The sequence below is a fragment of the Streptomyces sp. NPDC013157 genome (assembly GCF_042899865.1).
Taxonomy (GTDB): domain Bacteria; phylum Actinomycetota; class Actinomycetes; order Streptomycetales; family Streptomycetaceae; genus Streptomyces.
Genome location: NZ_JBIBAK010000009.1, coordinates 35,007 through 59,691 on the forward strand (window position 1 = coordinate 35,007; position 24,685 = coordinate 59,691).

Consider the following 24,685-nt stretch of genomic DNA (forward strand, 5'->3'; position numbering starts at 1 on the left):
CCCCCTTCTTGACGGCACCGGCTCAGCAGCTCTCCCGTGCGGCCAGCCCGGCCGCCGTCGGCACCCGGTCCCGGTAGGTGCCCGTCACGAACGCCAGGAACGCCTCGATGTCCCTGGGCTGGGACGACACGCCCAGGGAGACCCGGACGGCGCCCGCCGACGGCAGCTCCAGGAGCTCCAGGTACTCGTCCAGTGAGGCGACTTGTGTGTCGGCCGCCGAGCGCAGCCGGGTCAGGGGCAGGTCGAACGCCTCCTCTCCGGCGCCCGGATTGCAGAAGCAGCCCGTGCGCAGGGATATGCCGTGGGCGGCACTGTCGCGGGTGACGACGCGTTCGTCGACGACACGGCCGTCCGCGCCGAGCACGTTCAGCGCGACCGTGCCACCGCGGGCCGCGTCGGGGCGGTCGGTGCCGTACACCCGCACCAGCGGCGAGCCGTCGCTGTGCCGCAACGCCCGCAGACCGGTGAGCAGTTGGCCGGTGAGAGCGGTGACGTGGGCGTGTATGCGGTCCATGCCGATGCCGTCGATCCAGGCGAGTCCGGCGGTCACGTCCGGCAGCGACAGGAAGTTGACCGTGCCGTCCTCGAAGGCGGCCTCGTCGGCGGCGAGTACGTGCCACTGGGCCTGGGCGCTGACGGCGTAGATGGTGCCGCCCGAGAACCAGGGGCGGCGCAGCCTGGCGAGGGCCGCGCGGCGGGCGATCAGGCTGCCGACGCCGGTGGGATGCCCGAAGACCTTGTACCAGCTGACGGCGGTGAAGTCCGGGTGGTGGCGGCTCAGGTCAAGGACGTTGGTCGGGGCGAAGGCCGCCGCGTCGAGCAGGACGTCGTAGCCGTGCGCCCGGGCGGCGGCGATCCAGTCCAGTGAGTGCTGGACGCCGGTGAAGTTGCTCTGCGCCGGATAGGCGAGCAGGCCGCCGGCGCCTTTGCCCGGGCCGGGCGGGGACAGGGCGGCGAGCAGCCGCCGCTCGTCGATGTGCAGGCCCGGTACGTACACGGTCGCGGCACCCCGCGCCCGTGCGTACTCCCGGAGGCCGTTGACCGAGTTGTGGTTGTCGAGCGACATCACGAGCCGGCTGCCGCCCGTGAAGGGGTACGCCTCGCCGACCAGCCGCAGGGCACCGGTCGCGTTGGGGGTGAAGATCACGGCGTATTCGCCGGGGTCGGCGTTGAAGTGGCGGAGCACCGCCTGCCGGGCCTCGTCCAGCAGGAGCCCGGAGGCGCGGGAGGCGGGGCTCTCGGAGTGCGGGTTGCCGAACAGTCCGCCGGTGATCCGCCGGGCGCTGCCCATGACGAGCGAGCGCGGGGGGAGTCCGGCGCCGGTGTGGTCGAGGTAGGTGTGTCCGCCCTCGTCGAGGTAGCCGAACTCGCGCGTCCGCAACTCCGCGAAGCCGTCGGCGTTTTCCGCGTCGCGCATGCGTCCGCCGACGTCTGCCGTATCCATGTGGACCCCCCTCGCATGAACCTTCGGCAACGGTATCCGCGTACGAGCGGTTCGCCGCCGCGGCACGACGTCGGCCCGCCCGGAAACAGCTGAACAGGGGCTGTGGACGGCCGGGTTGGGAAGGAACGGTGCCGGGGAAGGGAGATGGCATGTCCACCTCCCACGCGCCTCGTGCGCTTCCGCTTGCCGCTGCCGTCCTGACCGGAACGGTCGCCCTCTACATCGCCCTGGTCGCTTTCGGGAACATCACCGACTTCGGCACCAACCAGGCCTTCGTCCAGCATGTGCTGGCCATGGACACGACGTTCAAGGACGACGACCTGATGTGGCGGGCCGTCACGGACAAGGGGCTGGAGAACACCGCCTACGTCCTCATCATCGCGTGGGAGACGCTGGCCGCGCTGGTGCTGATCGCCGGTACCTGGCTCTGGGTACGCCGTGACGACGTCCGCGCGCGGCGCGTCTCCACCTACGGTCTGCTGATGCTCGTCCTCCTCTTCGGTGCCGGGTTCATCGGGATCGGCGGCGAGTGGTTCTCCATGTGGCAGTCCAAGACCTGGAACGGGCTGGAGGCGGCGACCCGGGTGCTGGTGCTGACGGGGCTCGCGCTCGTGGTCGTCCAGTTGAGCCCCTCGGATCAGGAGGGATAGGGCGCCGCCTCGCGGGCCGCGCGGAGGGCGGCCGTCCACCAGGACAGCTGGTCGAGGAGGGTCCTGGCGTAGCCGGGGGCCGCTGGATCGAGGGGGCGGCCGTCCTGCCACGCGGAGAAGTAGTTCGGGAAGGCCAGGCCGTCCCGGACGGTCACCGCGTGCAACTCCGTGAGCACGTTCTCCAGATGGAGCACCGCGTGTCTGCCGCCGGCCGCGCCGCCGTAGCTGGCGAACGCGACCGGCTTCGCCGTCCACTGGGTGAAGTGCCAGTCGACGGCTGCCTTCAGCGACGCCGGGTAGCTGTGGTTGTACTCGGGGGTGACGATGACGAACGCGTCCGCCATCGCCAGGGCCCTCGTCAGTGCGCTCATTCCGGCGGGGCGGGGGTAGGCGTCGCCCGCGTGCTTCGGTGACTCCGCCGGCAACGTCAGCGGGATCTCGTACGCCGCCAGATCGACGACCTCCACGTCGAAGTCACCGTGCGCGACCGCCTGTTCGGCCACCCAGTCGGCGACCACCCGGCCGAACCGGCCCTCCCGGACGCTGCCCACCAGAATCACCAGCCTGTGCGTGTTGTTGTCCATGGCCGTCAGCCTGCGACCGCGGCACCGGCGCAGCCAGACCGGGCTCAGGCTGGCCCCCGCAGGGCCACGCTGAGGGAACTCCGGTCCGCCTATCCTCGGTCGCATGGGGACACCGTTGGGGGACTTCGTCCGGGCGAAGCGGGACAGTATCCAGCCGGAGGCGCTGGGGTTGCCGGAGCGTGGGCGGCGCCGGTCGCCGGGGCTGCGGCGGGTCGACCTCGCCAACCGGGCCGGGGTGAGCGTGGAGTACCTGACGCGCATCGAGCAGGGCCGGGACCGCAATCCGTCGGTGGCCGTCGTCAACGCCCTGGCGGACGCGCTCAGCCTCGATCCCGCCGAGCGGGCCCATCTGCGCTACCTCGCGAAGATCACCGGCGGTGAGTGCGTCGCGCATCCGCGGCCGGCGCCGCCGCGGCGCGCGGTGCGGCCGGCCGTCCTGGAGACCCTCCGCCTCCTCGAACCCGGCCTCGCCCTGGTCACCAACCGGCTCGGTGACATCCTCGCCCGCACCGGTGCGTACGAGGCGGTGATGGGCGGGACGGGGCTCCTGGACGCCGAGGTGCCCAATCTCACCCGGTACGTCTTCACCGACCCCCGCGCGCGGGAGCTCTTCGCCGACTGGGACGCCGTCGCCGACGAGCAGGCCTTCGACCTGTGGCTCGGGCCCTCGGTGGAGAACAGCGAGTGGTTCACGGCGGAGCTGGCACCCGCCGCCGGGGCCGACTTCACCCGGCGGATCAACCGGCACGTGGTTCCGGCCCGTGGGGTCCTGCGGCTGCGGCATCCGTCGGGGGCCGGGCTTCGGCTGCGGCGCGAGACGCTCGATGTCACCGAGGACGCGCAGCAGCTGGTCGTACTCCATCCCGCCGACGCGGAGACGGCCGAGGCCGTCGAGCGGCTCCGGCGGCCTCAGCGGCTCCGTGCCATCTCCTGACGGTTGTCCGGTCACCGCCACGCCAGGCGGCTACCTGACCACCGTCACCTTGGTGTCCGGCTCCGTACCGAACGTCCACAGGGCCGCGCCGTCCGCCGTGTGCATCCGGATGCCGCTGGTCTGCTTGCCGGCGGCGGGCGGCGGGGAGGAGCCGTCGACCGCGTTGGAGAAGGCGATCGACAGCCCCGATTTGGCCGCGAAGTAGAGGATGTGCTCGATCTGGACGCCGTCCGACCCGGTCGTGGCCGCCAGGGTCTTGGAGATCGTGTAGGTGCCGGGATCGGGGCTGACCGTCCCCGGCCACACCGTGAACGTGCGGGTCGCCTTGTCGCTCGCGTCGACCGTCCACACCCGCTTGGCGCCCAGCGAGTAGACGATACGGCGGCCGGTGCCGGAAGCCGCCGGCACGGCGGGGGCCCTCGTCGGCGCCGGTGACGTGGAGGGGTGGGCGCCCGCCGACGCGCTCGCCGACGGGCGGACCGCGGCGGCCGTGGGGTGCGGCCCCTTGTCGGCCTGTACGGCGAGGAGGACGACGGCCACCGTCGCCCCCGCCGTCAGACCGGTGACCCACACCCAGGAGGGCAGCAGTCGGGCAGCCACGGGTACGCATCTCCTCCGCTGTGAGCGCTCTGAGGCCCCCTGCCTGTTCGCACAGGGGTCGGATCATCGTACTGTGCGCCGCCCGCCCGCCCGACGGCTCAGTCCAGCACCGGCAGCAGCTCCGGCAGGTGCCCGTCGGAGGCCTCCGCCGCCCGCTGCCGCTCCTCGGAGACCGGCCCGTACAGCGTCGTACGCGGCCTCGCCGGGCGCCCGGCGGCCTCGGCCACGGCGACGAGGTCGCGGACCGACTTGTACGAGCCGTACGACGACCCCGCCATCCGCGAGATGGTCTCCTCCATCAGCGTCCCGCCGAGGTCGTTGGCTCCCGAGCGGAGCATCTCCGCCGCGCCCTCCGTGCCCAGTTTCACCCAGCTTGTCTGGATGTTCGGGATGTAGGGGTGGAGGAGGAGACGGGCCATCGCCGTCACCGCCCGGTTGTCGCGCATCGTCGGGCCCGGCCGGGAGATGCCCGCCAGGTAGACGGGTGCGTTGGTGTGGATGAAGGGCAGCGTCACGAACTCCGTGAAGCCGCCGGTGCGCTGCTGGATGCCGGCCAGGGTGCGCAGGTGGCCCAGCCAGTGCCGGGGCTGGTCGACATGGCCGTACATCATGGTGGAGGAGGACCGGATGCCCACCTCGTGCGCGGTGGTGATCACCTCGATCCAGGTGGCGGCGGGCAGCTTGCCCTTGGTGAGGACCCAGCGGACCTCGTCGTCGAGGATCTCCGCCGCCGTCCCCGGGATCGTGTCAAGCCCCGCCTCCTTCGCCGCGGTCAGCCACTCGCGGATCGACATGCCGGTGCGGGTGGCGCCGTTGACCACCTCCATCGGCGAGAAGGCGTGCACGTGCATGCCGGGGACGCGTTCCTTGACCGCCTTCGCGATGTCGAAGTACGCCGTGCCGGGCAGGTCGGGGTGGATGCCGCCCTGCATGCAGACCTCGACCGCGCCGACGTCCCACGCCTGCTGCGCCCGGTCGGCGACCTGGTCCAGGGAGAGCGTGTAGGCGTCCGCGTCCGTGCGGCGTTGCGCGAAGGCGCAGAAACGGCAGCCGGTGTAGCAGACGTTGGTGAAGTTGATGTTGCGGGTGACGATGTAGGTGACGTCGTCGCCGACGGCGGACTTCCGTACGTCGTCGGCGATCCCGGTCAGCGCGTCCAGCGCCGGGCCGTCCGCGTGGAACAGGGCGAGGGCCTCGGCGTCCGTCAGCCTGGTGGGGTCGTCGGCCGCGGTCGCCAGGGCCGCGCGCACGTCCGTGTCGATGCGCTCCGGCGCCATCCCGGGGGCGGCCGCCTCCCGCAGCGCGCCCCAGTCGCCGTACACCTCGTCGAAGTCGTCGCGCCGGTCGGTCGTACGGCCCTCGGAATCGATGGCGGTGTGCAGATCGGTACGGCCGGAGGCGACGAAGACCTCCTCCGGCTCCTGCCAGGAATGCCCTTCGACCACCGCGTCCGGCACCGCGAGGCCCGTCTCCGGGTCCGCCAGCGCGGCCACGTGCGGGCGCAGCCGCGGGTCCAGCCAGGGCTCGCCGCGGCGGACGAACTCCGGGTACACACAGAGCCGTTCCCGCAGCTCGAAGCCCGCGGCCGCCGACTTCTCGGCCAGCTCCTCGATCTGCGGCCACGGCCGCTCGGGGTTGACGTGGTCGATGGTGAGCGGCGACACCCCGCCCCAGTCGTCGATACCGGCCGCGATCAGCCGCTCGTACTCGCTGTCGACGAGGTTGGGCGGGGCCTGGATGTTGCCCGCCGGCCCCATGACCAGCCGGGCCACGGCCACGGCGGCCACCAGCTCGTCCAGTTCGGCGTCCGGCATGCCGCGCATCGCCGTGTCCGGCTTGGCGCGGAAGTTCTGGATGATCAGCTCCTGGACACCGTGGTACGACCGGGCCACGCGCCGCAGCGCGAAGAGGGACTCGGCCCGCTCCTCGTACGTCTCGCCGATGCCGATCAGGATCCCCGAGGTGAACGGCACGGAGGAGCGGCCGGCGTCCTCGAGGACCCGCAGCCGGACGGCGGGTTCCTTGTCCGGGGAGCCGTGGTGCGGCCCGCCGGGCTCGGACCACAGCCGGGTCGCGGTCGTCTCCAGCATCATCCCCATGCTCGGCGCGACCGGCTTCAGCCGCTGGAAGTCGGTCCAGGACATCACCCCGGGGTTGAGGTGCGGCAGCAGGCCGGTCTCCTCCAGGATGCGGATGGAGATGGCCCGGACGTAGGCGATCGTGTCGTCGTAACCGTGCGCGTCGAGCCACTCGCGCGCCTCCGGCCAGCGGTCCTCGGGCTTGTCGCCGAGGGTGATCAGGGCTTCCTTGCAGCCGAGGGCCGCTCCCTTGCGGGCGACGTCGAGGACCTCGTCCGGGGACATGAACATCCCGTGCCCGGCCCGGCGGAGCTTGCCGGGGACGGTGACGAACGTGCAGTAGTGGCACTTGTCGCGGCACAGGCGGGTGAGGGGGATGAAGACGCTCTTCGAGTACGTGATGACACCGGGCCGGCCGGCCTCTTCCAGTCCGGCGTCGCGGACCCGGGCGGCGGACGCGGCGAGGTCGTCCAGGGCCGCACCGCGCGCCTGGAGCAGGACGGCGGCCTCGGAGACGTCGAGGGCGACGCCGTCCCGGGCGCGTTTGAGGGCGCGACGCATGGAGTTCTCGGTGGGGCCGGTTCCGGGGGTCGCGGAAGTCGTCATTCTTTGAGCATACGTTCGGGTTCGGCGGGGTCAGTGAGGGCTGCGGTGCGTGGGTACGTGCCGGTGCGGTGTGGCTGGTCGTGCGGTTCCCCGCGCCCCTTCATTCAGGGGCGCGGGGATCTGCGCGACCAGCCACGACGCACCCGCACCCGGAGACTCGGCGCACCCCCCTCACAGGTACTCCCCGTACGCGTCCAGCGCCCCCAGCACCTCCGCCTCCCCCGCCGGAGGCAACTGCACCACGACCTCCTCGATGCCCAGCTCGGCATAGTGCGCGAGCTTTCCGGCGCTCGGGAAGACGGCGTACGGCACCACCTGAAGCGCCGCCGGGTCACGTCCCGCCTCGGCCCACACGCCGCGGAGCACCGGCAGCGACTCGGTGAGCCCGCGCCCCCCGATCGGCATCCACCCGTCCGCGTACTCGGCGATGTGCGCGAACAGCTTCGGCCCCGCCGACCCGCCGACCAGCGTGCGCGGCCCGGCGACCGGCCCGCGTGGCTTCTGGACGGGCTTGGGGTACGCGGACGACGCCCGTACGCTCCCGAACTCCCCCTCGTAGGCGGTGGGTTCGTCCGCCCACAGGGCCCGCATCAGGGCCATCCGGTCCCGGGTCAGCTCCCGCCGCGACCGCCACCGCACCCCGTGGTCCGCGGCCTCCTCCACGTTCCAGCCGAAGCCGACGCCGAGCGTGAAGCGGCCGCCGGACAGGTGGTCGAGGGTGGCGATCTGCTTGGCGAGGTCGATCGGATCGTGCTGGGCGACCAGGGTGATGCCGGTGCCGAGGCCGAGGTCCTCGGTGACGGCGGCGGCCTGGCCGAGGGCGACGAAGGGGTCGAGGGTACGGCCGTACTCGCGGGGCAGGTCGCCGCCCGCCGGGTACGGGGTGGTCCGCTCGACGGGGATGTGCGTGTGCTCGGGCAGGTACAGCCCGGCGAACCCGCGTGCCTCCAGCTCACGGGCGAGCCGGACGGGGGCGATGGTCTCGTCGGTGAGGAAGATCGTGACGGCTATGCGCATGCCCCATCAGTACCGGGAGTGGCTCGATATGTCCATACCGACTGGTCGGCATCACACGCCCCGCCTTTCACACGGCTATGCACATGACAGACGGACGCCTGTGGATTCCCTCTCCTTCCGTGGGAGTTCACGTCCGGACGGGAGAGTGAGCGGCATGTGTGAGGACACGCACGGCATCGGCAGACGCGCGCTGATCGTGACGGGCGCGGCCACAGCCCTTACGTTGGGAAGCGTGAGCTTCGCGGCGGCGGACGGTCAGGACCAGGGGACCCGGAAGACGGCGACCGTGAGCGGCACCCTGCCGCCCGGCTGCCCGGACTTCGTGTACGTACCGGTCGAAGTGCCCACCGGCGTACGGGAGATCAAGGTCTCCTACACCTACGACAGGCCGAGCGTCCCGGCCGGCACCACGGGCAACGCGCTCGACATCGGCCTCTTCGACCAGCACGGCACCGAACTGGGCGGCAAGGGCTTCCGGGGCTGGTCCGGCGGCGCCCGCACGGAGTTCTTCGTCCGCGCCGACGACGCGACCCCCGGCTACATCCCCGGCCCGGTCGCCCCCGGCACCTGGTTCGTCGCCCTCGGCCCCTACACGGTGGCCCCGCAGGGCCTGTCGTACGAGCTGACGATCACGCTCACGTACGGCGAACCCGGCACCCCCGTCCGCCCCGTCTACCCCCCGTCCCGGGCCAAGGGCCGCGGCCGGGACTGGTACCGCGGCGACTGCCACCTGCACTCCTGGTACTCCGACGGCCGCCGCACCCCCGCCGAGATCGCGGCCCTCGCCCGCGCCGCCGGCCTGGACTTCATCAACTCCTCCGAGCACAACACCCACTCGTCGCACGCCCACTGGGCGGACCAGGCCGGCGACGACCTGCTGATCATGCTGGGTGAGGAGATCACGACGCGGAACGGCCACGTCGTCGCCCTCGGCACCGACCCGGGCACCTTCGTCGACTGGCGCTACCGGGCCAGGGACAACCGCTTCGGCCACTTCGCCCAGCAGATCCACAAGGCCGGCGGTCTCGTCGTACCCGCACATCCGCACGCCACGTGCGTGGGCTGCGCCTGGAAGTTCGGGTTCGGGGACGCGGACGCCGTCGAGGTCTGGAACGGGCCGTACACCCCCGACGACGAGGTCGCCCTCGCCGCCTGGGACGCCACGCTCGTCGCCTCGGTACGGAACAACCGGCAGTGGCTGCCCGGCATGGGCAACAGCGACGCCCACCGTGACCCGGACGCCGTCGGCTCACCCCAGACCGTCGTCCTCGCCGACGACCTGAGCCGCGAGGCGATCCAGGCGGGCCTGCGCGCGGGCCGCTCCTACATCGCCGAGTCGAAGAACGTGACGCTGAGCTTCACGGCGACGGGCGGCCGCGGGGAGCGGGCGGGCATCGGCGAACGCCTGGCCGTCGCCGCCGACACCCCGGTCACCGTCCGCCTGGAGGCCTCCGGCGTCCCCCGCTGCACGGTCCGCTTCATCACCGACGAGGGCGTCCTGCTCACCAGCGACCCGCTCCCGGTGGCCGGCTCGGGCGTGGTGGAGTGGCAGACGACCCCGTCGTACGCCGCCTACGTCCGCGCGGAGATCCGCCACGAAACAGCGGCGGGCCCGGTCCCCGGCGCCCTGGCGGCCCTCACCAACCCGATCTTCCTGGGGCGGTGAGGCCGCAGCGCCCCTTGGGGGCGCGGGGAACTGCGCGACCAGCCACGACGGCGCCGCAGACGACAGACGGCAGACGGCAGACGGCAGACGGCAGACGGCAGACGGCAGACGGCAGACGGCAGACGGCACATCGCGGCGCCCCCAAGCGGAGCGCTCAGCCGCGGCCGTCCCGTCCGCGCTCGCTGCGCCGCAGTGCGCGCCGCAGTTCGCGGCGCTGCTTTCCCGGCAGGGTGGCGGCCAGTTCGCCCACCGGGGAGACGTCGTGGCAGGCACCGTCCCGGCCGCCCCGGCACCACCACACCGGCGGGCCGGCCGCGTCCGTCGCACCCCCGTACCAGTCGTCGGCGGTCCCCGCGGGACGCGAATGCATGCCGAGCCTGTGTTCCCCGCAGACCGGCCAGACCTGCCAGAGCAGCTCCATGACGGTCTCCTGCGCCGCCTCCGCGACCACGGTCAGCACGGTCATCTCGTCGTCCGGCTCCAGCGGGTCGTCCTCCTCGGGGTCCCACGCGTTCACCGCGTTGCCGTGCCAACGGCCGTCGGGCATCGCCACGTAGACCCGCCCCCTGTCGACCCCGCCCGGGGGAGGAGACTGCCCGGGCGGGTCGACCAGCAGTATCAGCGGGTCCTGCCCCGGCAGGGTCGCCGTCAGGTCGCGGTTGACCACGGCGAGCGCGGCCTCCAGTTTCGGCCACTCACCGGGCTCGACCGGCCTGGGTTCCGGGAGCTGTGGCCGGTCGTGGCCAGGACCGATGCGGGAGTACGAGAAGTGGTTCACCGGCGCATCGTGCCATCCGCGCCGAAACTCGCGTGCCCCGGCCGCCGAACCTCTCTACGCTTCCCGCCATGGACAGCACCTGGGCCCCGGGTCTCGTCAACGTCGTGGACGTCGAAGCGACCTGCTGGGCCGGTGCCCCGCCGCCCGGCGAGGTCAGCGAGATCATCGAGGTCGGGCTGACCGTCGTCGACCTGGCGGCCGGTGAGCGACTCGCGCGGCACCGGATCCTGGTGCGGCCCGCCCGGTCCACGGTCAGCGAGTTCTGCACGGAGCTGACCGGCCTCACCCAGCCCGAGGTCGACCGGGGGGTCACCTTCGCCGAGGCGTGCCGGCTGCTGGCGGCCGAGCATGGCGCGGGCGCCCGGCCCTGGGCCAGCTGGGGCGACTACGACCGCCACCAGTTCACCCGGCAGTGCCAGGCCACCAGGACGCCCTACCCCTTCAGCCGCCGGCACACCAATGCCAAGGCCGCCTTCACCGAGGCGCACGGTCTGCGCAAGCGCCCCGGCATGGCACAGGCCCTGGAGATCGCCGGCCTGCGGCTCGAAGGCCGGCACCACCGGGGCGAGGACGACGCCTGGAACATCGCGGCCCTCGTGCTGCACCTCTCCGCACAGGGCCGCTGGCCGGCCCCGGCGGAACACCTCGCCTGACGCCATGGGGGAACTGACGGAGCTCGCGGAGTGGGTCGCGCTGATCGACGCGTGCGTCGAGCCCATCGCCCGGAGGCCGGTGGATCTCGCGGACCCCGACTGGGTGCGGAAGATGCGGGAGGGCCCGCATCCGCTGGACGAGGCGGGGATCCGCCCGGAAGCCGAGGCCGCGCTGCGGGACATCCTCACCCGCTACGAGGCGGGCGACGACGGCGTCCGGACCGCCCTGCGAGCCCTCCTGGAGCGGTGTCACCATTTCACCTGGGCGACGGCACTTCCCGCCGAGCCGACGCCCCAGAGCTTCCGGCAGCGGCTGCTGCAGCTGTCGGCCGAGGACCAGGTCCCCGACCCCCGGGACATGATGCTCACCCTGCACGACCTGTGCGGCCAGGCCCGGGACGCCGGGGTCGACATCCGGCCGCTCCTGCTGGAGGTGGCCGAACTCTCCAGCGACGCCGACAAGTACGGCATGGGTTCCACCCGGCACATCCTGCTCCGGGCGGCGGGACGGGAACCCTGCGGGCTCTGGTGAGAGGAACCGATCAGTCCACGACCTGCGGATCACGGAAGTAGTACACGACGGTCACGCCCATCCCCGGCGTGTGCGTGTAGACGACCGTGATCGCCTCTGCGGAGTCCCGGGCAAGCGGGGTGGTGTACGTGTACTCCACGGACGGAGGCCGCCACCCGGGGATCTCGCGGCCGGTCGCCGGGTTCCGGGCGATGGCGGCGAGCGCCTCCCGGACCGCTTCCCGCTCCCCCTCCGTCAGGTCACCGAACGCCTTCCTCGCGGGCTCGGCCTCCTCCAGTGGGACTTCTTTCACCCGTCGCCACCTGCGGCTCGCGCGTCTTCCAGAGCCGTCATGATCTCGGCCGAGTTCCTGATCAGGACGCGGTGCCGAAAGGCGCGGACCACCGCCGCCGCGCCTGCGAAGTCATTGGTCGGGGAGGCTCCTACGGCCGCCGCCAACTCCGCTTCGAAGCGCTCGCGATCGCCCGGGAAGCCGTAGCGGCTGAGCGCGCTGCGCAGGTCGTCCACGGTCCGGATCTCCGGAAGGGGCATCGCTCCCCAGCCGTGCTCGGGCTGTGCGCTCATGATCAGCTCCTGAGGGACGGACATCGCTCCAGCTCCCAGTATGGCCCTGGTCACCACGCCGCCGCCCCGGCTCCGCACTCCGCCCACATCAGCTTGCCGCCCTTCGAGGTGCCCAGCTCACGGAGCACCGACGCGCCCCACCTGTCCGCGCACGCCCGCACCAGGGGCAGTCCGCGGCCGTGCTCGGCGTCGGGTGGGGGCGGTGGGGCGGGGGCGGTCGAGAAGCCGGGCGGGACGTGCGGGTCCGTGTCCCATACGGTCACGCGGAGGCGGCCGGTGTCGGCCGAGCGGAGCCGGAGGGCATACGGCCCCTTCGTGTGGCAGTGCGCGTTGGCCAGGAGCTCCGCCGCCACCAGCTCCGCGGTCGGGGCCAGCTCCGGGATCCCGTGCGCGGCGAGGACCAGTCTCAGGGTGCCCCGTGCGATACGCGGTGCGCGTGGATCGTGCGGAAGGTGCAGGGTGTACGCCCAGGGCGGGGATACGGTGGCCATGGGAAGTCTCCGGTCGCAGAGGGGAGTTCGACAGGTGCCTGGTGTCTGTGCCGTGGCGTCCCACGGTGCGCTTCCAGGCGCGGCGCCTGGGAACGACGATAGGGGCTCCGCAAAGCAGCTTTGCGAGCTTTCGAAGGATCTCCGTCTCATCTCCCTCGTGTGAGTGACAAGCCCGCTGTACGCCCGCTAGGAGGAAGCACTCATGACGCCAAGGCCCGCGCCGACGGCCCGACGCGTCCGGCTCGCCACCGAGCTGCGCAAACTCCGGGAGCGGGCGGGCCTGACCTCCACCGAGGCGGCCCAGATGCTCGGTACCAGCTCGGGTCAACTCAGCAATGTGGAGTCGGCCAGGTTCGGAGTGAGCCCCGACCGCGTCCGGGCGATGGCCAACCTCTACTCGTGCACGAACCAGCCCTACGTCGACGCCCTCACCGACATGGCCGCGGAGAAGACACGCGGCTGGTGGTGGGAGACGTACCGCGAGGTGCTTCCCTCCGGGCTACTCACCCTCGCCGAACTGGAACACCACGCGACAGCTGTCCGTACCGCCTTCACCGCTCACATCCCGGGCATGCTCCAGACCGCCGAGCACGCCCGGGAGATCTTCAGCAAGGCGATCCCGGCCCCTACCCCGCCGGAAGTCGAGCACCGCGTCTCACACCGCATCAAACGTCAGGACGTGGTGTTCCGGGAGGACCCGAATCCGTACAGCACCGTCATCCACGAAGCCGCCCTGCACATGCGGGTGGGGGGCCGGAGGGTAGCCCGCGACCAGCTCAAGCACCTGATCAGCATGAGCCTGCGGGAGCACATCACCCTTCGGGTGCTTCCCTTCGACGTCGGAGCCTTCCCGGGATCAGGCCAGTCCATCAACTACCTGTGCGGGCCCGTGGCGGAGCTGGACACCGTACAACTCGACCAGTTCCACGGTCCCGTTCTGCTGGACGCCGAGGCCCACCTGGAGAAGTACCGACGCCTCCTGGACGTCGTCGAAGCCACCGCCCTCAGCCCTGAGAAGTCCCGCGACCTGATCCACGCCATCATCCAGAACATGTGAGGAGCCGGCATGCCCACACACCCCTGGCGGAAGTCGTCCTACTGCCAAGAAGGAGAGGCCTGCGTCCACATATCCACCGACCCCGGCTCCCCCGCCCTCGTCCGCATAGCCGACGCCGCCCCGCCCCGGAGCGTCCTCACCGTCGGCGCCAAGGCCTTCGGCGGTCTTCTCGACATGCTGAAGTCGTCCGGCGGGCGGTGACCGCGCCGGCCGCCGGATGACCGCGGCCGGCGGGGCGACCCCCTGCGCGGTCAGCGCACCGGCAGGGACCGGGTGTGCTCGATGCGGACGGCGTCCAGGGCACGCGGGTTCAGGCCGAGCAGCCGCAGCATCGTCGGCGCGATCTGCGTGGTCCGCACCGGGGCGTCGACGCGCACGGAGTGCGGGGTGCCGGCGCCGTAGACGACGAGCGGCACGTCACGGTCGTCGGCGGCTGCTCCGCCGTGCTCGGCGATCTTGCTCTTGCCGCCGGTGTAGACCACGCCGTACCGGCTGATGCCGAACACGTCGGGCACGCGCGAGTCGCCGGGCCGGGCGTGGAAGTACCGGGCGGCCTCCGTACCGGCGTACACGGTCTTCAGGCCGCTCGCCGTGAACGGCTTGGCCGCTCCGTCGATACCGTTGCCGGTGCCCGATTGGGCGAGCAGGTAGGCCTTGGCGAACTCGGTGGCGGCCTGGGAACGGTCGTTGAGCCACAGCAGCATGGCGTCGTCGTCCACGGCGTGGGCGACCAGGTCACCGGCGCCCGGGTGGGCGTCCTTCCAGGCGGCGTTCAGCCCGTCGAGCAGCGGCCCGTCGTCGATGCGGGTCAACGCCTTCGGGTCGGTGGGCGACTGGCCGTGCTTGGCGGACAGGATGACGGTCGTGCTGCCGTCGAGGCCCTGCTTGTGGATCTCGTCGAGGAACGTCCCGACCTCCCGGTCGACGAAGGCGAGGTTCTTCGCGAGCAGCGGGCCGGGGATGCCGGGCGTGGTGTAACCACCCGCCAGGCCGTCGGAGGCGGGGAGCTTCTGGGCGGTGGACACGGACTGGAAGTTCATCCCGAAGACCGCCGGGACGCCGGTCCTGCGGGCGCCGCTGTGGTCGTACCCGTCGATCTCGTCGAGGACCGCCTTCACCTTGTACGCGTCGTACTGCTCGGTGGCCGCGTTGTCCTTCGTCCAGTCCTGGCCGGCCGGGTAGCCGATGGCCTGGCTGTTGATCTCGGGGGCGAACAGGTCCTGGATGCCGTCGCCGGACGGCCCGTCGAGGATTTCGTAGGCGACGTGCTTGTCCGACCACGCGGTACGCAGCCCCGCCTTGCGGGCGACGTCGAAGACCGTGTTCACCTTGAGGTAGGAGTGCGGGTAGACCGGCTTGCAGGTCTTCGGGTCGACGGGCAGCTTCGCCGGGTCGATGAGGGCGGCGGCGTCACCGGTCATGTTCAGGATGCTGCCGGGCAGGCCGGACAGGCCCTGGCCCGCGTCGAGGGAGTTCTGGTTCTTGTCGAGGTCCTCGGTGAGGTCGACCTCGGCGCCCGGCCTGACGCCCGCGCAGTCGGTGGTGCCGGCCGGGAGCAGGGCGTTGCTGTAGGTGTCGTCGTAGTAGACCCCCGTGACGCCGGGGTCGCCGCCGGTCAGCTGGCCCACCATGCCGGGGAAGGAGTCGGACGGGACGGTGGTTCTGGCGTGGGTGTACTCCACGCCCCCGCCGGCCAGGCGGGCGAGCGCGGACCGCGGGTGCCGGGCCACGTACCAGGCCAGGTCGGACTGGTGCAGGCCGTCGACCGACAGCAGCAGGACGTGCCGGGAGCGGGACGCTGGGGAGGCCGAGGCGGGACCTGCTGTCGCGGCGGTCAGACCGCCGACGGCGGCGAGCGCGGCGGCGGCGGCCGCGACAGGACGGAGGGGGTGTCGGAACACGGTGGTTCTCCTCGAAACTGTGCGGAGCTTGTGACCCTGCGGGTGACGCACCGACATTCGAAGAGGAGAACGTGTACGGAACCGGACCTGCGTGCCCGATTCTGTCAAAGAACGTCATGTCGGCGCGCAAAGCCCACCGACCGGGTCACGAACTCCGACGACCTGTAGCCCACCTCGGAAACAGAGGAACGATGTCCGACCGCAGATTCCGGATCACCACAGCCTTCCAGCGGCATGTCGCCAACCCGCTGAGCCGCCTCATGCCCTTCCAGACGCTGCTGGAGACCACCGGGCGGGTGTCCGGGCAGGCCCGGCGGACGCCGTTGGGCGGGCGGCGGGTCGGGGACTCGTTCTGGCTGGTGTCGGAGTTCGGGACGAAGTCGCAGTACGTGCGGAACATCCAGGCCGATCCGCGGGTCCGGGTGCGGATCGGCGGGCGGTGGCACTCCGGCACCGCCCACCTGCTCCCCGACGACGACCCGGTCGCCCGGCTGCGCACCCTGCCCAAGGGCAACAGCATGGCCGTGAAGGCCCTGGGCACACAGCTCCTGACGATCCGGGTCGATCTCACCGGCTGACCGGGCGCGCCCCGAACGGAAGCGCCCCGAAGGGGCGCGGGGAACTGCGCGACCAGCCACGACGGCGCCGCAGTCGGCTGACGGCAGACGGCACGTCGCGGCGCCCCCAAGCGGAGCGCTCAGCTCGCCTTGTAGAACGCGTACGTCGCCGCGTACGGCACCGAGACCTGGTCCGTACCGGTGCACGCCGCCGCCGGGGCCACGCCGCCCTCCGTGTCCAGGCGCTGGACGTAGGTGACGCCCTCGAACGTGCCGGCGCCGCGGGTGGCCGTGGCCTTCAGGAGCAGCTCGGGTACGGCACCGTCCTTCGCGGAGGTGGCGACCGCGGAGGCGTTGACCGCGCTGCCGTCGACCGTGGAGACCCAGACCGGGCCACGGGAGTGCAGGGCGACCGGGCGGTGGGCGCGGTCCCGCTTGTCGGAGAGGGTGGCGGCGGGCTCCAGGAGCTTCCAGGCGCCGTCCGTGCAGGTGTAGGTCTGCACGCCGTGCGCGGAGTAGACGCCGGTCAGCTTGTTGCCGTCGGGGACGGCGAGCGCGGCGGGGGCGTGGACGGCCGGGAGGCGGGCGGGCTGCGCGGAGTAGGCCTGGACGGCGGTCGTACCCGCCAGCGTTGCGGCGGCCGCGGCGGCGACGGCCGTGGTGGTCAGGGCGATCTTCTTGGCGAGCTTCATGGAGTGGGCTCCAAGGATGTCGTGCGTGTTCCGGGACGGGAGAGCGGCCGGACATCGACGATCCGGAAACCGGCCGTCCCCCTTGTCATGTCCGGACGCTACGGATCCGCCACCGCCTGCGGAGCCGATTGCCCGATCCCTGCCCGCACGGGACACCACGACGATCCCCAAAGGGCAAGTGAACAGCCCTGGTCGACACCTCACCCCGGCCAGACGATCGCCTGCACCTCGCTGTAGGCGTGCAGGGCGTAGGAGCCCACGTCCCGGCCGACCCCGCTCTTCTTGAAGCCCCCGAAGGGTGCCTCCATGTTGCGGCCCACCGTGTTGATGCCGACCCCGCCCGCCCGCAGCCGCCGGGCCACCCGGAAGGCCCGGGCCATGTCCCCGGACCAGACGTAGTCGATGAGGCCGTAGTCGGAGTCGTTGGCGAGGGCGATGCCCTCCTCCTCGTCGTCGAAGGGGACGACGGAGACGACCGGCCCGAAGATCTCCTCCCGCGCCACCCGCATGTCGTTCGTGCAGTCGGCGAGGACGGTGGGCGGCACGTAGAACCCCCGCTCCAGCGGCGGGCGTTCGCCGCCGGCCACCACCGTCGCGCCCTCCTTCCTGCCGAGTTCGACGTACGACTCGACGCGCGCCCGGTGCTCGGCGGTGATCAACGGCCCGACCACCGTGTCCGGCGCGGCCGGGTCGCCCACCCTCAACCGCCCCGCGTACGCGGCCAGTCCGTCCACCAGCCGGTCGTACAGTCCGCGCTGCACCAGCACCCTCGTCGGCGCCGTACAGATCTGCCCGCTGTAGAAGGAGAAGGTGGTGCCGATCCCGGCCACCGCCGAGCCGACGTCCGCGTCCTCGAGGACGACCGCCGCGCCCTTGCCGCCCAGCTCCATCAACTGGCGTTTCATGTCCCGCCCGCACACCTCCGCGATGCGCTGTCCGACGGCCGTGGACCCGGTGAAGCTCACCATGTCGACGTCGGGGGAGGCCACGGCCGCCTCGCCGACGGCGGTGGACCGTCCGGAGACGACGTTCACCACGCCCGGCGGGGCGCCCGCCGCCTCCAGCGCCTCCGCCATCCGGTAGACGGAGAGCGGGTCCTGCGGGGCCGGTTTCACCACCACCGTGTTGCCCATCGCCAGCGCCGGAGCGACCTTGCCGGCCGGGTTGGCCCACGGGTTGTTGTACGAGGTGATGCAGCTGACCACCCCGACCGGCTGGCGCACGGCGAGCGCGCCCATCACGCCCGCCTTCCCCATCGGCCCGGCCTCGTTGATCTGCGGCGGGATCGCCCACTCCGCTGGCTCGGCGGTCGCGTACCGGCGGAACCGGGCCACCGCCACCCCCACCTGCATCGCCCGCGAGGTGGCGGTGGTCGCGCCCGTCTCGGCGCGGGCCAGGTCCGCGTACGCGCCCAGCTGCCCGCGGATGAGGTCGGCGGCCCGGCCGAGCACCGCCGCCCGCTCCCCCGCCGGCGTCCGCGACCAGCCCTCGAAGGCCTCCCGGGCCGCCGCACAGGCGGCCAGCACCTGGTCGGGGGAGGCCTCGGGGGCCCGGCCGACGGTCTCCTCCGTCGCGGGGTCGACGACCTCGTAGTACCCGTCGTCGGGCGCCACCCACCGGCCCCCGACGAACAGCCGCTGCCCGTCCGCCGCGGCGCTCGCCTCGCTCACCGGGTGCTCACCGTCCTGGTGTCCCGCCCGGAGCGCAGCACCCTGCCCGGTACGGCCCCGCTCACCACGTCGTCCCGGATGGCCTCGACGCCGTTGACCCAGACCGCCCGCACCCCGATCGCCTTCGCGTCCAGGCGCGGACTGTCTCCCGGCAGGTCGTGCACCAGGGTGGCCTGGCCGGCGGCGATCCGCTCCGGGTCGAAGAGCACGAGGTCCGCATGCCAGCCCTCCGCGATCCGCCCCCGCTCCCGCAGCCCGAAGAGCCGGGCGGGATCGTCGGTCAGCATCTTCACGGCCTGTTCCAGGCCGAGCAGCTTGCGGCCGCGCAGGCAGTCGCCGATGAAGCGGGTGGTGTACGGCGCCCCGCACATCCGGTCCAGATGCGCCCCCGCGTCGGACCCGCCGAGCATGACGTCCTCGTGCTGCCAGGTCTCGGCGCGCAGCGCCCAGGAGGCCGGGTCGTTGTCGGTGGGCATGGGCCACAGGACCGTACGGAGGCCGTCGGCGGCGCAGATCTCGACCAGGGTGTGGAAGGGGTCCTGGCCCCGCTCCTGTGCTATGTCACGTACCACCCGGCCCGACAGCCCGGCGTTCGCCTCGCTGTACGTGTCCCCGATGACGTACCGCCCGAAGTTCGCCAGCCGCCGGAAGACCCCGGCCTCCTTGGACTGGGCGCGCGCCAGCATCTCCGCCCGTACGTCCGGATCGCGCAGCTTCTCGATCCGCTCCGGGACCGGCAGCCCGAGTACGGGCCCCCACCCGGGGATGAGGTTCAGCGCGCAGAAGGTCCCGAGCGACATGTTCATGGGCGTCAGGATCGGCATGGTCAGCGCCACGACCCTGCCGCCCGCCTTCCGCGCCCGCTCGCTCGCCCGGAGCTGTCGCGGCACCCGCTCCGGCACGGCCGCGTCCACGGTCAGCACGTTCCAGTTCAGGGGCCGCCCGGCCACCGCGCTCATCTCGGCGAACAGTTCGATCTCGGCGTCGCTGAACTGGTCGAGGCAGCCGGCGACGATCGCCTCGATCTGCGTCCCCTCGTGCTCCCCGACGGCCTTCGACAGGGCCAGCAGCTCGGCGGGGAGCGCGTGCCGCGAGGCGACCGGCTGCCCGTCGCCGTCGGAGTGGGTGCTGGACTGGGTGGTGGAGAAGCCCCACGCCCCCGCGTCCATGGCCTCGTGCAGCAGCCGGACGATCTCGGCGAGCTGCTCCTCACTCGGCTGCCCGCCCACCGCATCCGCCCCCATCACGTACCGGCGCAGCGCACAGTGCCCCACCATGAACCCGGCGTTGACGGCGATCCGCCCTTCGAGCGCGTCCAGGTACTCCCCGAAGGAGTTCCAGCTCCAGGGCGCCCCCTCCTCCAGGGCGACCAGCGACATGCCCTCGACCTTGGACATCATGCGGCGGGTGTAGTCGGCGTCGCCGGGGCGGGCGGGGTTGAGCGGGGCGAGGGTGAAACCGCAGTTGCCTGCCGCGACCGTGGTCACCCCGTGGTTCAACGAAGGTGTCGCGTACGGGTCCCAGAAGAGCTGGGCGTCGTAGTGCGTGTGCGGATCGACGAACCCGGGCGCGAGGACGAGCCCGGCGGCGTCCTCACTCGTACGGGACTCCTCGGCGACGGACCCGATGACGGCGATCCGACCGTCACGGATACCGACGTCGGCGGTGAAGACGGGCGCGCCGGTGCCGTCCACGACGGTCGCACCCTTGATGACATGATCAAGCATGGGGCTCCCTTTCCAAGGCGGGCACCTGCCCTACCCGAAGGGGCGCGGGGAACTGCGCGACCAGCCACAACGCACCCGCACCCCGCAACGGCGACTACGCGGCACCCCGGAATCGGGTCGTCCGGTGCACAGGATCCGTGTCGATCTTCGGAATCACGTGCTCCCCGATCAGCCGAATCGTCTGCAGCGTCTCCTCCTTCGGCACCCCCACCGGCAACCCGAAGCTCAGCTGATCCGCCCCGGCCTGCTCCCACCGCTTGCACTGCCGCAGCACCTCGTCGGGGTCACCGCAGATCAGCAGCTCCTCCTCGACCAGCAGCTCCACGAACTCCGGCGTGTACTCCGGCAGCGTCTCCGGCCACACCGGGAACCCCTCGGGCCGCGGGAAGGTGTCGTGGTACCGGAACACCAGGGACGGCAGGTAGTGCAGCCCGCCGGACGCGGCGATCCGGATCGCCTCGTCGTGCGTGGGCGCGCAGATCGCCGTCGTCGTCACCATGACGTTGTCGTTGACGAAGTCCCCGACCGGCTCGGCGTTCACGATCGCGGTCTTGTACTGCTCGAGGACCCACTCCATGTCGGAGACCTTCTGGATGCTGAACCCGAGCACCCCGAGCCCCTTCTTCGCCGCCATGGCGTACGACGGCGGCGACCCGGCCGCGTACCACATCGCGGGGTGCGACTTGCCGTACGGCTTCGGCAGCACCTTGCGCGGCGGCAGCTGCCAGTGCTTGCCCTGGAAGCCGACGTACTCGTCCTGGAGCCACATCTTGGGGAACTCGGCGATGGTCTCCTCCCAGATCTCCTTGGTGTAGTTCATGTCGGTCACACCGGGGATGAACCCGAGGATCTCGTGGGAGCCTGCGCCGCGTCCGCTGCCGAACTCGAAGCGGTTGCCGGTGAGATGGTCGAGCATGGCGACCTTCTCGGCCACCTTGACGGGGTGGTTGACCTGGGCGAGGGGGTTGAAGATCCCGGAGCCGAGGTGGATCCGCTCGGTGGCGTGGGCGAGGTAGCCCAGGTAGACGTCGTTGGCGGAGAGGTGGGAGTACTCGTCGAGGAAGTGGTGCTCGGAGGCCCAGGCGTACTTGAAGCCGGACTGGTCCGCCTGGATGACGTACTCGGTCTCCTCCATCAGTGCCTTGTGCTCGGCCAGCGGGTCGGTCTCGGCTCGCTTGCCCACGTATCCCTGTACAAAGAGCCCGAATTCCAAGGCGGTTCACCGTCCCATATTTCCTGACGCTCCGTCAGATACCGTTCGTTGGCCGACTGTCGCACCGGCCGCCTCCACCGTCAATAGCTGACGAGCCGTCAGATGACGCTGACCCCCGCCAGCCATCCCCCGTCGATCACGAACGGCTGCCCGGTGATGTACGAGGAGTCGTCCGAGGTCAGGAAGAGCGCCAGCCTGGCCACCTCCTCCGCCCGGCCGATCCGGCCCAGCGGCACGAGCTTGCGGTACAGCTCGTCCAGCGCGCGGCTCGTCTCCGCCGGGTCGGCGGTGGGGTCGAGCCGCGCCGGGTTGGACATCGCGGTGTCGATGGCGCCCGGGCAGATCGCGTTGACGCGTATCCGCCGGTCGGCGAGTTCCAGCGCGGCGACCCGGGTGAGCCCGAGCACCGCGTGCTTGGTGGCCGCGTAGGTGCCCACCGCGGCCATCCCGGTCAGCGCGGTGTAGGAGGCGGTGTTGACGATGGTCCCGCCGTCGTCGAGCTCGGGCGCCACCGTCTTCATGCCCAGGAAGCAGCCGACCTGGTTGACCTGCACGACCTGCATGAACTCGTCGAGAGGCGTGTCCACGAGCGCGTTGAAGCGCAGGATGCCGGCGTTGTTCACCAGCCCGTCGAGACGGCCGTACGCCCTCTTCGCGGCGGCGACGGCGGCCTGCCACTCCTCCTCCGCCCCCACGTCCAGGTGGACGTAGTGCGCCCCGATCTCCTTGGCGAGGGCCTCGCCCAGGTCGTCCAGCACGTCGGCGACGACGACTCTCGCGCCCTCCGCGACGAAGAGCCGCGCCTCCTGCTCGCCCTGTCCGCGCGCCGCCCCGGTGACGATGACGACCCGCCCGTCCAGCTTGCCCATGCCACTCCCTCAGGTCAGAAGGGGCGCGACGTCCGCCCCGAACGCCTCGATCTGGTCGATGAGTTCGGCCCGGCTCCGGCTGCGGAACCGCACCTGGATCTGGTGCACGCCCATCGCGCCGTACGCCCGCAGCGACTCGGCGAGGGCCGCCGGGGCACCGCTGAGGGTGCGGCGGCCGACCTCCCAGCCGGGCGTGCCGACGTACAGCGGCTCGGTGATCGCGCCGACCGTGATCGGCTCCTCGACGCCCGCCTCCGCGCGCAGCCGCAGCAGCCGTTCGATCTGGGCCGGGAGCCGGTCGCGCGGGTCGCCCTGCGGCAGCCAGCCGTCCCCCTTGAGCGCGGCCCGCCGTACCGCGGCCGGCGACGACCCGCCGACCCAGACCGGCACCCGTTGCTGCGCGGGCCGGGGCCGCTGCCCGAGCCCTTCGAAGTCGTAGAACTTCCCGTGATGGGCGGGGAACTCGTCCGCCCCCAGAGCCGCCCGCAACGCGTCGATCGCCTCGTCCAGCACGGCCCCGCGCTGCCCGAACTCCACCCCCAGCACCTCGAACTCCTCCCGCACGTGCCCGGCGCCGACACCGAGGACCAGGCGGCCGCCGGAGAGGTGGTCGAGGGTCGCGTACTGCTTGGCGGAGAGGAGCGGGTGGCGCAGCCCGACGACGGCGACGTGGCTGAGCAGCCGGACCCGTTCGGTCACCGCGGCCAGGTGGGCGAGGGTCGCCACCGGGTCGTACCAGACCGTGCTCATGGCCTCGGCCAGCCGGTGCGGAATCGCCACGTGGTCGCAGACGGCGAGGTAGGCGAAGCCGGCCCGGTCGACGGCCCGCGCGATCTCGACCAGGTCCGCGGCGCCCGCCCCGGCCTCCCAGCCCTCGGCGTAGATCGTGGACTGGGACTGGACCGGGAGCTGGATGCCGTGGTCGAGGGTCACCGGGGACCGCCCCAGAGGCCGTCCGCCGTCAGCCCCAGCAGCTCGATCGCGTTCCCGCGGACGATCCGCTCGACCACGTCGCCGGCCAGGTGGCCCATCTGGGACTCGCCGACCTCCCTCGACTTCGGCCAGGTGGAGTCGGAGTGCGGGTAGTCGGTCTCGTAGAGCACGTTGCCCAGACCGATGGCGTCGAGGTTCTTCAGGCCGAAGGCGTCGTCGAAGAAGCAGCCGTAGACGTGCTCGGCGAAGAGCTCGGACGGCGGCCGGTGCACCTTGTCGGCGACTCCGCCCCAGCCCCGGTTCTCCTCCCACACGACGTCGGCGCGCTCCAGGATGTAGGGGATCCAGCCGATCTGGCCCTCGGCGTACATCACCTTCAGGTTCGGGAAGCGCTCGAACTTGCCGCTCATCAGCCAGTCGACCATCGAGAAGCAGCAGTTGGCGAAGGTGATGGTGGAGCCGACGGCGGGCGGCGCGTCGGCCGAGGTGGAGGGCATCCGGCTGCTGGAGCCGATGTGCATGGCGACGACCGTGCCGGTCTCGTCGCAGGCGGCCAGGAAGGGGTCCCAGTCGTCGGTGTGGACGGAGGGCAGCCCGAGGTGCGGGGGTATCTCGGAGAAGGCGACGGCGCGGACGCCGCGGGCCGCGTTGCGGCGGACTTCGCGCGCCGCCAGCCCGGCGTCCCACAGGGGGATGAGGATGAGCGGGATGAGCCGCCCCTGGGCCTGCGGGCCGCACCACTCCTCCACCATCCAGTCGTTGTAGGCCTGGACACAGAGCAGGGCCAGCTCGCGGTCCCCGGCCTCGGTGAAGGTCTGCCCGCAGAAGCGGGGGAAGGTCGGGAAGCAGAGCGCGGACTGGACGTGGTTGACGTCCATGTCGGCGAGCCGCTGCGGCACGTCGTACGACCCCGCCCGCATCTGCTCGTACGTGATCACTTCGAGCTTGATCTCGTCACGGGAGTAGCCGACGGCGGTGTCGAGGCGGGTGAGGGGGCGGTGCAGGTCCTCGTAGATCCACCAGTCGCCGATGGGGCCGTCCTCGCCCGGCCTGCCCATGACCGGCTTGAACCGGCCGCCGAGGAAGCTCATGTCCTTCAGCGGGGCCCGGACGATGCGCGGGCCGACGTCCAGGTACTTCTTCGGGAGGCGGGACTGCCAGACGTCCGGCGGCTCCACGGTGTGGTCGTCGACGGAGATGATCAGCGGAAAGGTGCCGTCCTGGGTGTCCATGGCGCTCACGGTAGCGCCGATCTGACGAACCGTCAGCTATGGGGGTGACGGTTCGTCAGGCCGGTGCGGCGCACTCGGTCTCCGCGTTCGCCGAACCCGGCACGGAGGACGCCGACCGACCCGCGGAAACGTTCCGCCAGGAGTCGGGCCTGCTGGCGGCGGCCGTCGCCGTGTGAAGGCCGTGTGGACCACCGCGTGTCGCCCTGTGATCGGCGTCTCCCCAGGCTGACGCAACCC

At 71.9% G+C, this 24,685-nt stretch carries 26 protein-coding genes; 9 read left to right on the forward strand and 17 right to left on the reverse strand.

The window, feature by feature from the left end:
• Positions 1 to 22: 22 nt before the first annotated feature.
• Positions 23 to 1,444, reverse strand: coding sequence for an aminotransferase class V-fold PLP-dependent enzyme (locus tag ACFY6U_RS25720; RefSeq protein ID WP_390041843.1), 1,422 nt, complete (start codon positions 1,442 to 1,444; stop codon positions 23 to 25).
• Positions 1,445 to 1,593: 149 nt separating this feature from the next.
• On the opposite strand from ACFY6U_RS25720, the gene ACFY6U_RS25725 reads away from it, so the two are divergent.
• Entirely contained in the window at positions 1,594 to 2,094 is a 501-nt protein-coding gene (locus ACFY6U_RS25725; RefSeq protein ID WP_390041844.1) for a DUF2165 domain-containing protein, read from the forward strand.
• Here ACFY6U_RS25725 and ACFY6U_RS25730 read toward each other — a convergent pair.
• The gene (locus tag ACFY6U_RS25730; RefSeq protein WP_390041846.1) at positions 2,082 to 2,678 is read right to left on the reverse strand and encodes an NADPH-dependent FMN reductase; all 597 of its coding nucleotides are present in this window, start codon (positions 2,676 to 2,678) and stop codon (positions 2,082 to 2,084) included. The two genes, ACFY6U_RS25725 and ACFY6U_RS25730, sit on opposite strands and share 13 nt — an antisense overlap.
• 103 nt (positions 2,679 to 2,781) lie before the next feature.
• Between ACFY6U_RS25730 and ACFY6U_RS25735 the strand changes: the two genes are divergently transcribed.
• The gene (locus ACFY6U_RS25735; protein ID WP_390041847.1) at positions 2,782 to 3,612 is read left to right on the forward strand and encodes a helix-turn-helix domain-containing protein; all 831 of its coding nucleotides are present in this window, start codon (positions 2,782 to 2,784) and stop codon (positions 3,610 to 3,612) included.
• A gap of 30 nt (positions 3,613 to 3,642) precedes the next feature.
• Here the strand turns inward: ACFY6U_RS25735 and ACFY6U_RS25740 are convergent, their stop codons facing one another.
• The 3 genes from ACFY6U_RS25740 to ACFY6U_RS25750 form a co-directional block, all read right to left on the reverse strand.
• Positions 3,643 to 4,212, reverse strand: coding sequence for a hypothetical protein (locus ACFY6U_RS25740; protein WP_390041849.1), 570 nt, complete (start codon positions 4,210 to 4,212; stop codon positions 3,643 to 3,645).
• 98 nt (positions 4,213 to 4,310) lie between these two features.
• A complete protein-coding gene (locus ACFY6U_RS25745; protein ID WP_390041851.1) occupies positions 4,311 to 6,896 on the reverse strand; it encodes a bifunctional FO biosynthesis protein CofGH in 2,586 nt (861 codons plus the stop codon).
• Positions 6,897 to 7,067: 171 nt separating this feature from the next.
• Positions 7,068 to 7,913 (reverse strand): LLM class F420-dependent oxidoreductase, encoded by an 846-nt coding sequence (locus tag ACFY6U_RS25750; protein ID WP_390041853.1) that lies wholly within the window; start codon positions 7,911 to 7,913, stop codon positions 7,068 to 7,070.
• 154 nt (positions 7,914 to 8,067) lie between these two features.
• Here ACFY6U_RS25750 and ACFY6U_RS25755 point away from each other — a divergent pair, with 154 nt between their 5' ends.
• A complete protein-coding gene (locus ACFY6U_RS25755) occupies positions 8,068 to 9,579 on the forward strand; it encodes a CehA/McbA family metallohydrolase (protein ID WP_390041855.1) in 1,512 nt (503 codons plus the stop codon).
• A 154-nt stretch (positions 9,580 to 9,733) separates the two neighbouring features.
• Here ACFY6U_RS25755 and ACFY6U_RS25760 read toward each other — a convergent pair whose 3' ends face one another.
• Complete coding sequence (locus ACFY6U_RS25760; protein ID WP_390041856.1) at positions 9,734 to 10,357, reverse strand: hypothetical protein; 624 nt, start codon at positions 10,355 to 10,357, stop codon at positions 9,734 to 9,736.
• A 68-nt stretch (positions 10,358 to 10,425) separates the two neighbouring features.
• On the opposite strand from ACFY6U_RS25760, the gene ACFY6U_RS25765 reads away from it, so the two are divergent.
• Both ACFY6U_RS25765 and ACFY6U_RS25770 read left to right on the forward strand, forming a co-directional pair.
• A complete protein-coding gene (locus ACFY6U_RS25765) occupies positions 10,426 to 11,010 on the forward strand; it encodes an exonuclease domain-containing protein (RefSeq protein WP_390041858.1) in 585 nt (194 codons plus the stop codon).
• Positions 11,011 to 11,014: 4 nt separating this feature from the next.
• Positions 11,015 to 11,542, forward strand: a complete 528-nt coding sequence (locus tag ACFY6U_RS25770) for a hypothetical protein (RefSeq protein ID WP_390041860.1) — start codon at positions 11,015 to 11,017, stop codon at positions 11,540 to 11,542.
• A 10-nt stretch (positions 11,543 to 11,552) separates the two neighbouring features.
• On the opposite strand, the gene ACFY6U_RS25775 is transcribed toward ACFY6U_RS25770, so the two are convergent.
• From ACFY6U_RS25775 to ACFY6U_RS25785, 3 genes are read right to left on the reverse strand one after another with little or no spacing between them, the layout of a single operon-like run.
• Positions 11,553 to 11,834: a hypothetical protein gene (locus ACFY6U_RS25775; protein WP_390041862.1), complete on the reverse strand. Its 282-nt coding sequence runs from the start codon at positions 11,832 to 11,834 to the stop codon at positions 11,553 to 11,555.
• On the reverse strand, positions 11,831 to 12,106 hold the full coding sequence (locus tag ACFY6U_RS25780; RefSeq protein WP_390041864.1) for a hypothetical protein: 276 nt from the start codon (positions 12,104 to 12,106) through the stop codon (positions 11,831 to 11,833). The genes ACFY6U_RS25775 and ACFY6U_RS25780 overlap by 4 nt, the downstream gene beginning before the upstream one ends.
• A 50-nt stretch (positions 12,107 to 12,156) precedes the next feature.
• Positions 12,157 to 12,597, reverse strand: a complete 441-nt coding sequence (locus ACFY6U_RS25785; protein WP_390041866.1) for an ATP-binding protein — start codon at positions 12,595 to 12,597, stop codon at positions 12,157 to 12,159.
• Between the two features lie 202 nt (positions 12,598 to 12,799).
• Between ACFY6U_RS25785 and ACFY6U_RS25790 the strand changes: the two genes are divergently transcribed.
• Positions 12,800 to 13,654 (forward strand): Scr1 family TA system antitoxin-like transcriptional regulator, encoded by an 855-nt coding sequence (locus ACFY6U_RS25790; RefSeq protein ID WP_390041868.1) that lies wholly within the window; start codon positions 12,800 to 12,802, stop codon positions 13,652 to 13,654.
• Between the two features lie 9 nt (positions 13,655 to 13,663).
• Positions 13,664 to 13,855 (forward strand): DUF397 domain-containing protein, encoded by a 192-nt coding sequence (locus tag ACFY6U_RS25795; protein WP_390041870.1) that lies wholly within the window; start codon positions 13,664 to 13,666, stop codon positions 13,853 to 13,855.
• A gap of 50 nt (positions 13,856 to 13,905) precedes the next feature.
• On the opposite strand, the gene ACFY6U_RS25800 is transcribed toward ACFY6U_RS25795, so the two are convergent.
• Positions 13,906 to 15,555 (reverse strand): alkaline phosphatase family protein, encoded by a 1,650-nt coding sequence (locus tag ACFY6U_RS25800; RefSeq protein ID WP_390041872.1) that lies wholly within the window; start codon positions 15,553 to 15,555, stop codon positions 13,906 to 13,908.
• A gap of 191 nt (positions 15,556 to 15,746) precedes the next feature.
• On the opposite strand from ACFY6U_RS25800, the gene ACFY6U_RS25805 reads away from it, so the two are divergent.
• Positions 15,747 to 16,133, forward strand: a complete 387-nt coding sequence (locus ACFY6U_RS25805) for a nitroreductase/quinone reductase family protein (protein ID WP_390041874.1) — start codon at positions 15,747 to 15,749, stop codon at positions 16,131 to 16,133.
• A 119-nt stretch (positions 16,134 to 16,252) separates the two neighbouring features.
• Here the strand turns inward: ACFY6U_RS25805 and ACFY6U_RS25810 are convergent, their stop codons facing one another.
• From ACFY6U_RS25810 to ACFY6U_RS25840, 7 genes are all read right to left on the reverse strand, one after another.
• A complete protein-coding gene (locus ACFY6U_RS25810) occupies positions 16,253 to 16,804 on the reverse strand; it encodes a DUF3455 domain-containing protein (protein WP_390041876.1) in 552 nt (183 codons plus the stop codon).
• Positions 16,805 to 17,004: 200 nt separating this feature from the next.
• Positions 17,005 to 18,474, reverse strand: coding sequence for an aldehyde dehydrogenase family protein (locus tag ACFY6U_RS25815; protein ID WP_390041878.1), 1,470 nt, complete (start codon positions 18,472 to 18,474; stop codon positions 17,005 to 17,007).
• Positions 18,471 to 20,201 carry an amidohydrolase family protein gene (locus ACFY6U_RS25820; RefSeq protein ID WP_390041880.1) on the reverse strand — a complete coding sequence of 577 codons (1,731 nt, stop codon included), beginning with the start codon at positions 20,199 to 20,201 and terminating at the stop codon, positions 18,471 to 18,473. Before ACFY6U_RS25820 ends, ACFY6U_RS25815 begins: the two co-directional genes overlap by 4 nt.
• Before the next feature lie 94 nt (positions 20,202 to 20,295).
• Positions 20,296 to 21,414, reverse strand: coding sequence for an LLM class flavin-dependent oxidoreductase (locus ACFY6U_RS25825; protein ID WP_351484111.1), 1,119 nt, complete (start codon positions 21,412 to 21,414; stop codon positions 20,296 to 20,298).
• A 98-nt stretch (positions 21,415 to 21,512) separates the two neighbouring features.
• A complete protein-coding gene (locus ACFY6U_RS25830) occupies positions 21,513 to 22,283 on the reverse strand; it encodes an SDR family NAD(P)-dependent oxidoreductase (RefSeq protein WP_390041882.1) in 771 nt (256 codons plus the stop codon).
• Between the two features lie 9 nt (positions 22,284 to 22,292).
• The gene (locus tag ACFY6U_RS25835; RefSeq protein ID WP_390041884.1) at positions 22,293 to 23,216 is read right to left on the reverse strand and encodes an LLM class F420-dependent oxidoreductase; all 924 of its coding nucleotides are present in this window, start codon (positions 23,214 to 23,216) and stop codon (positions 22,293 to 22,295) included.
• Complete coding sequence (locus ACFY6U_RS25840) at positions 23,213 to 24,448, reverse strand: amidohydrolase family protein (RefSeq protein ID WP_390041886.1); 1,236 nt, start codon at positions 24,446 to 24,448, stop codon at positions 23,213 to 23,215. Before ACFY6U_RS25840 ends, ACFY6U_RS25835 begins: the two co-directional genes overlap by 4 nt.
• Before the next feature lie 44 nt (positions 24,449 to 24,492).
• Between ACFY6U_RS25840 and ACFY6U_RS25845 the strand changes: the two genes are divergently transcribed.
• Positions 24,493 to 24,624: a hypothetical protein gene (locus tag ACFY6U_RS25845; protein ID WP_390041888.1), complete on the forward strand. Its 132-nt coding sequence runs from the start codon at positions 24,493 to 24,495 to the stop codon at positions 24,622 to 24,624.
• Positions 24,625 to 24,685 lie beyond the last annotated feature (61 nt).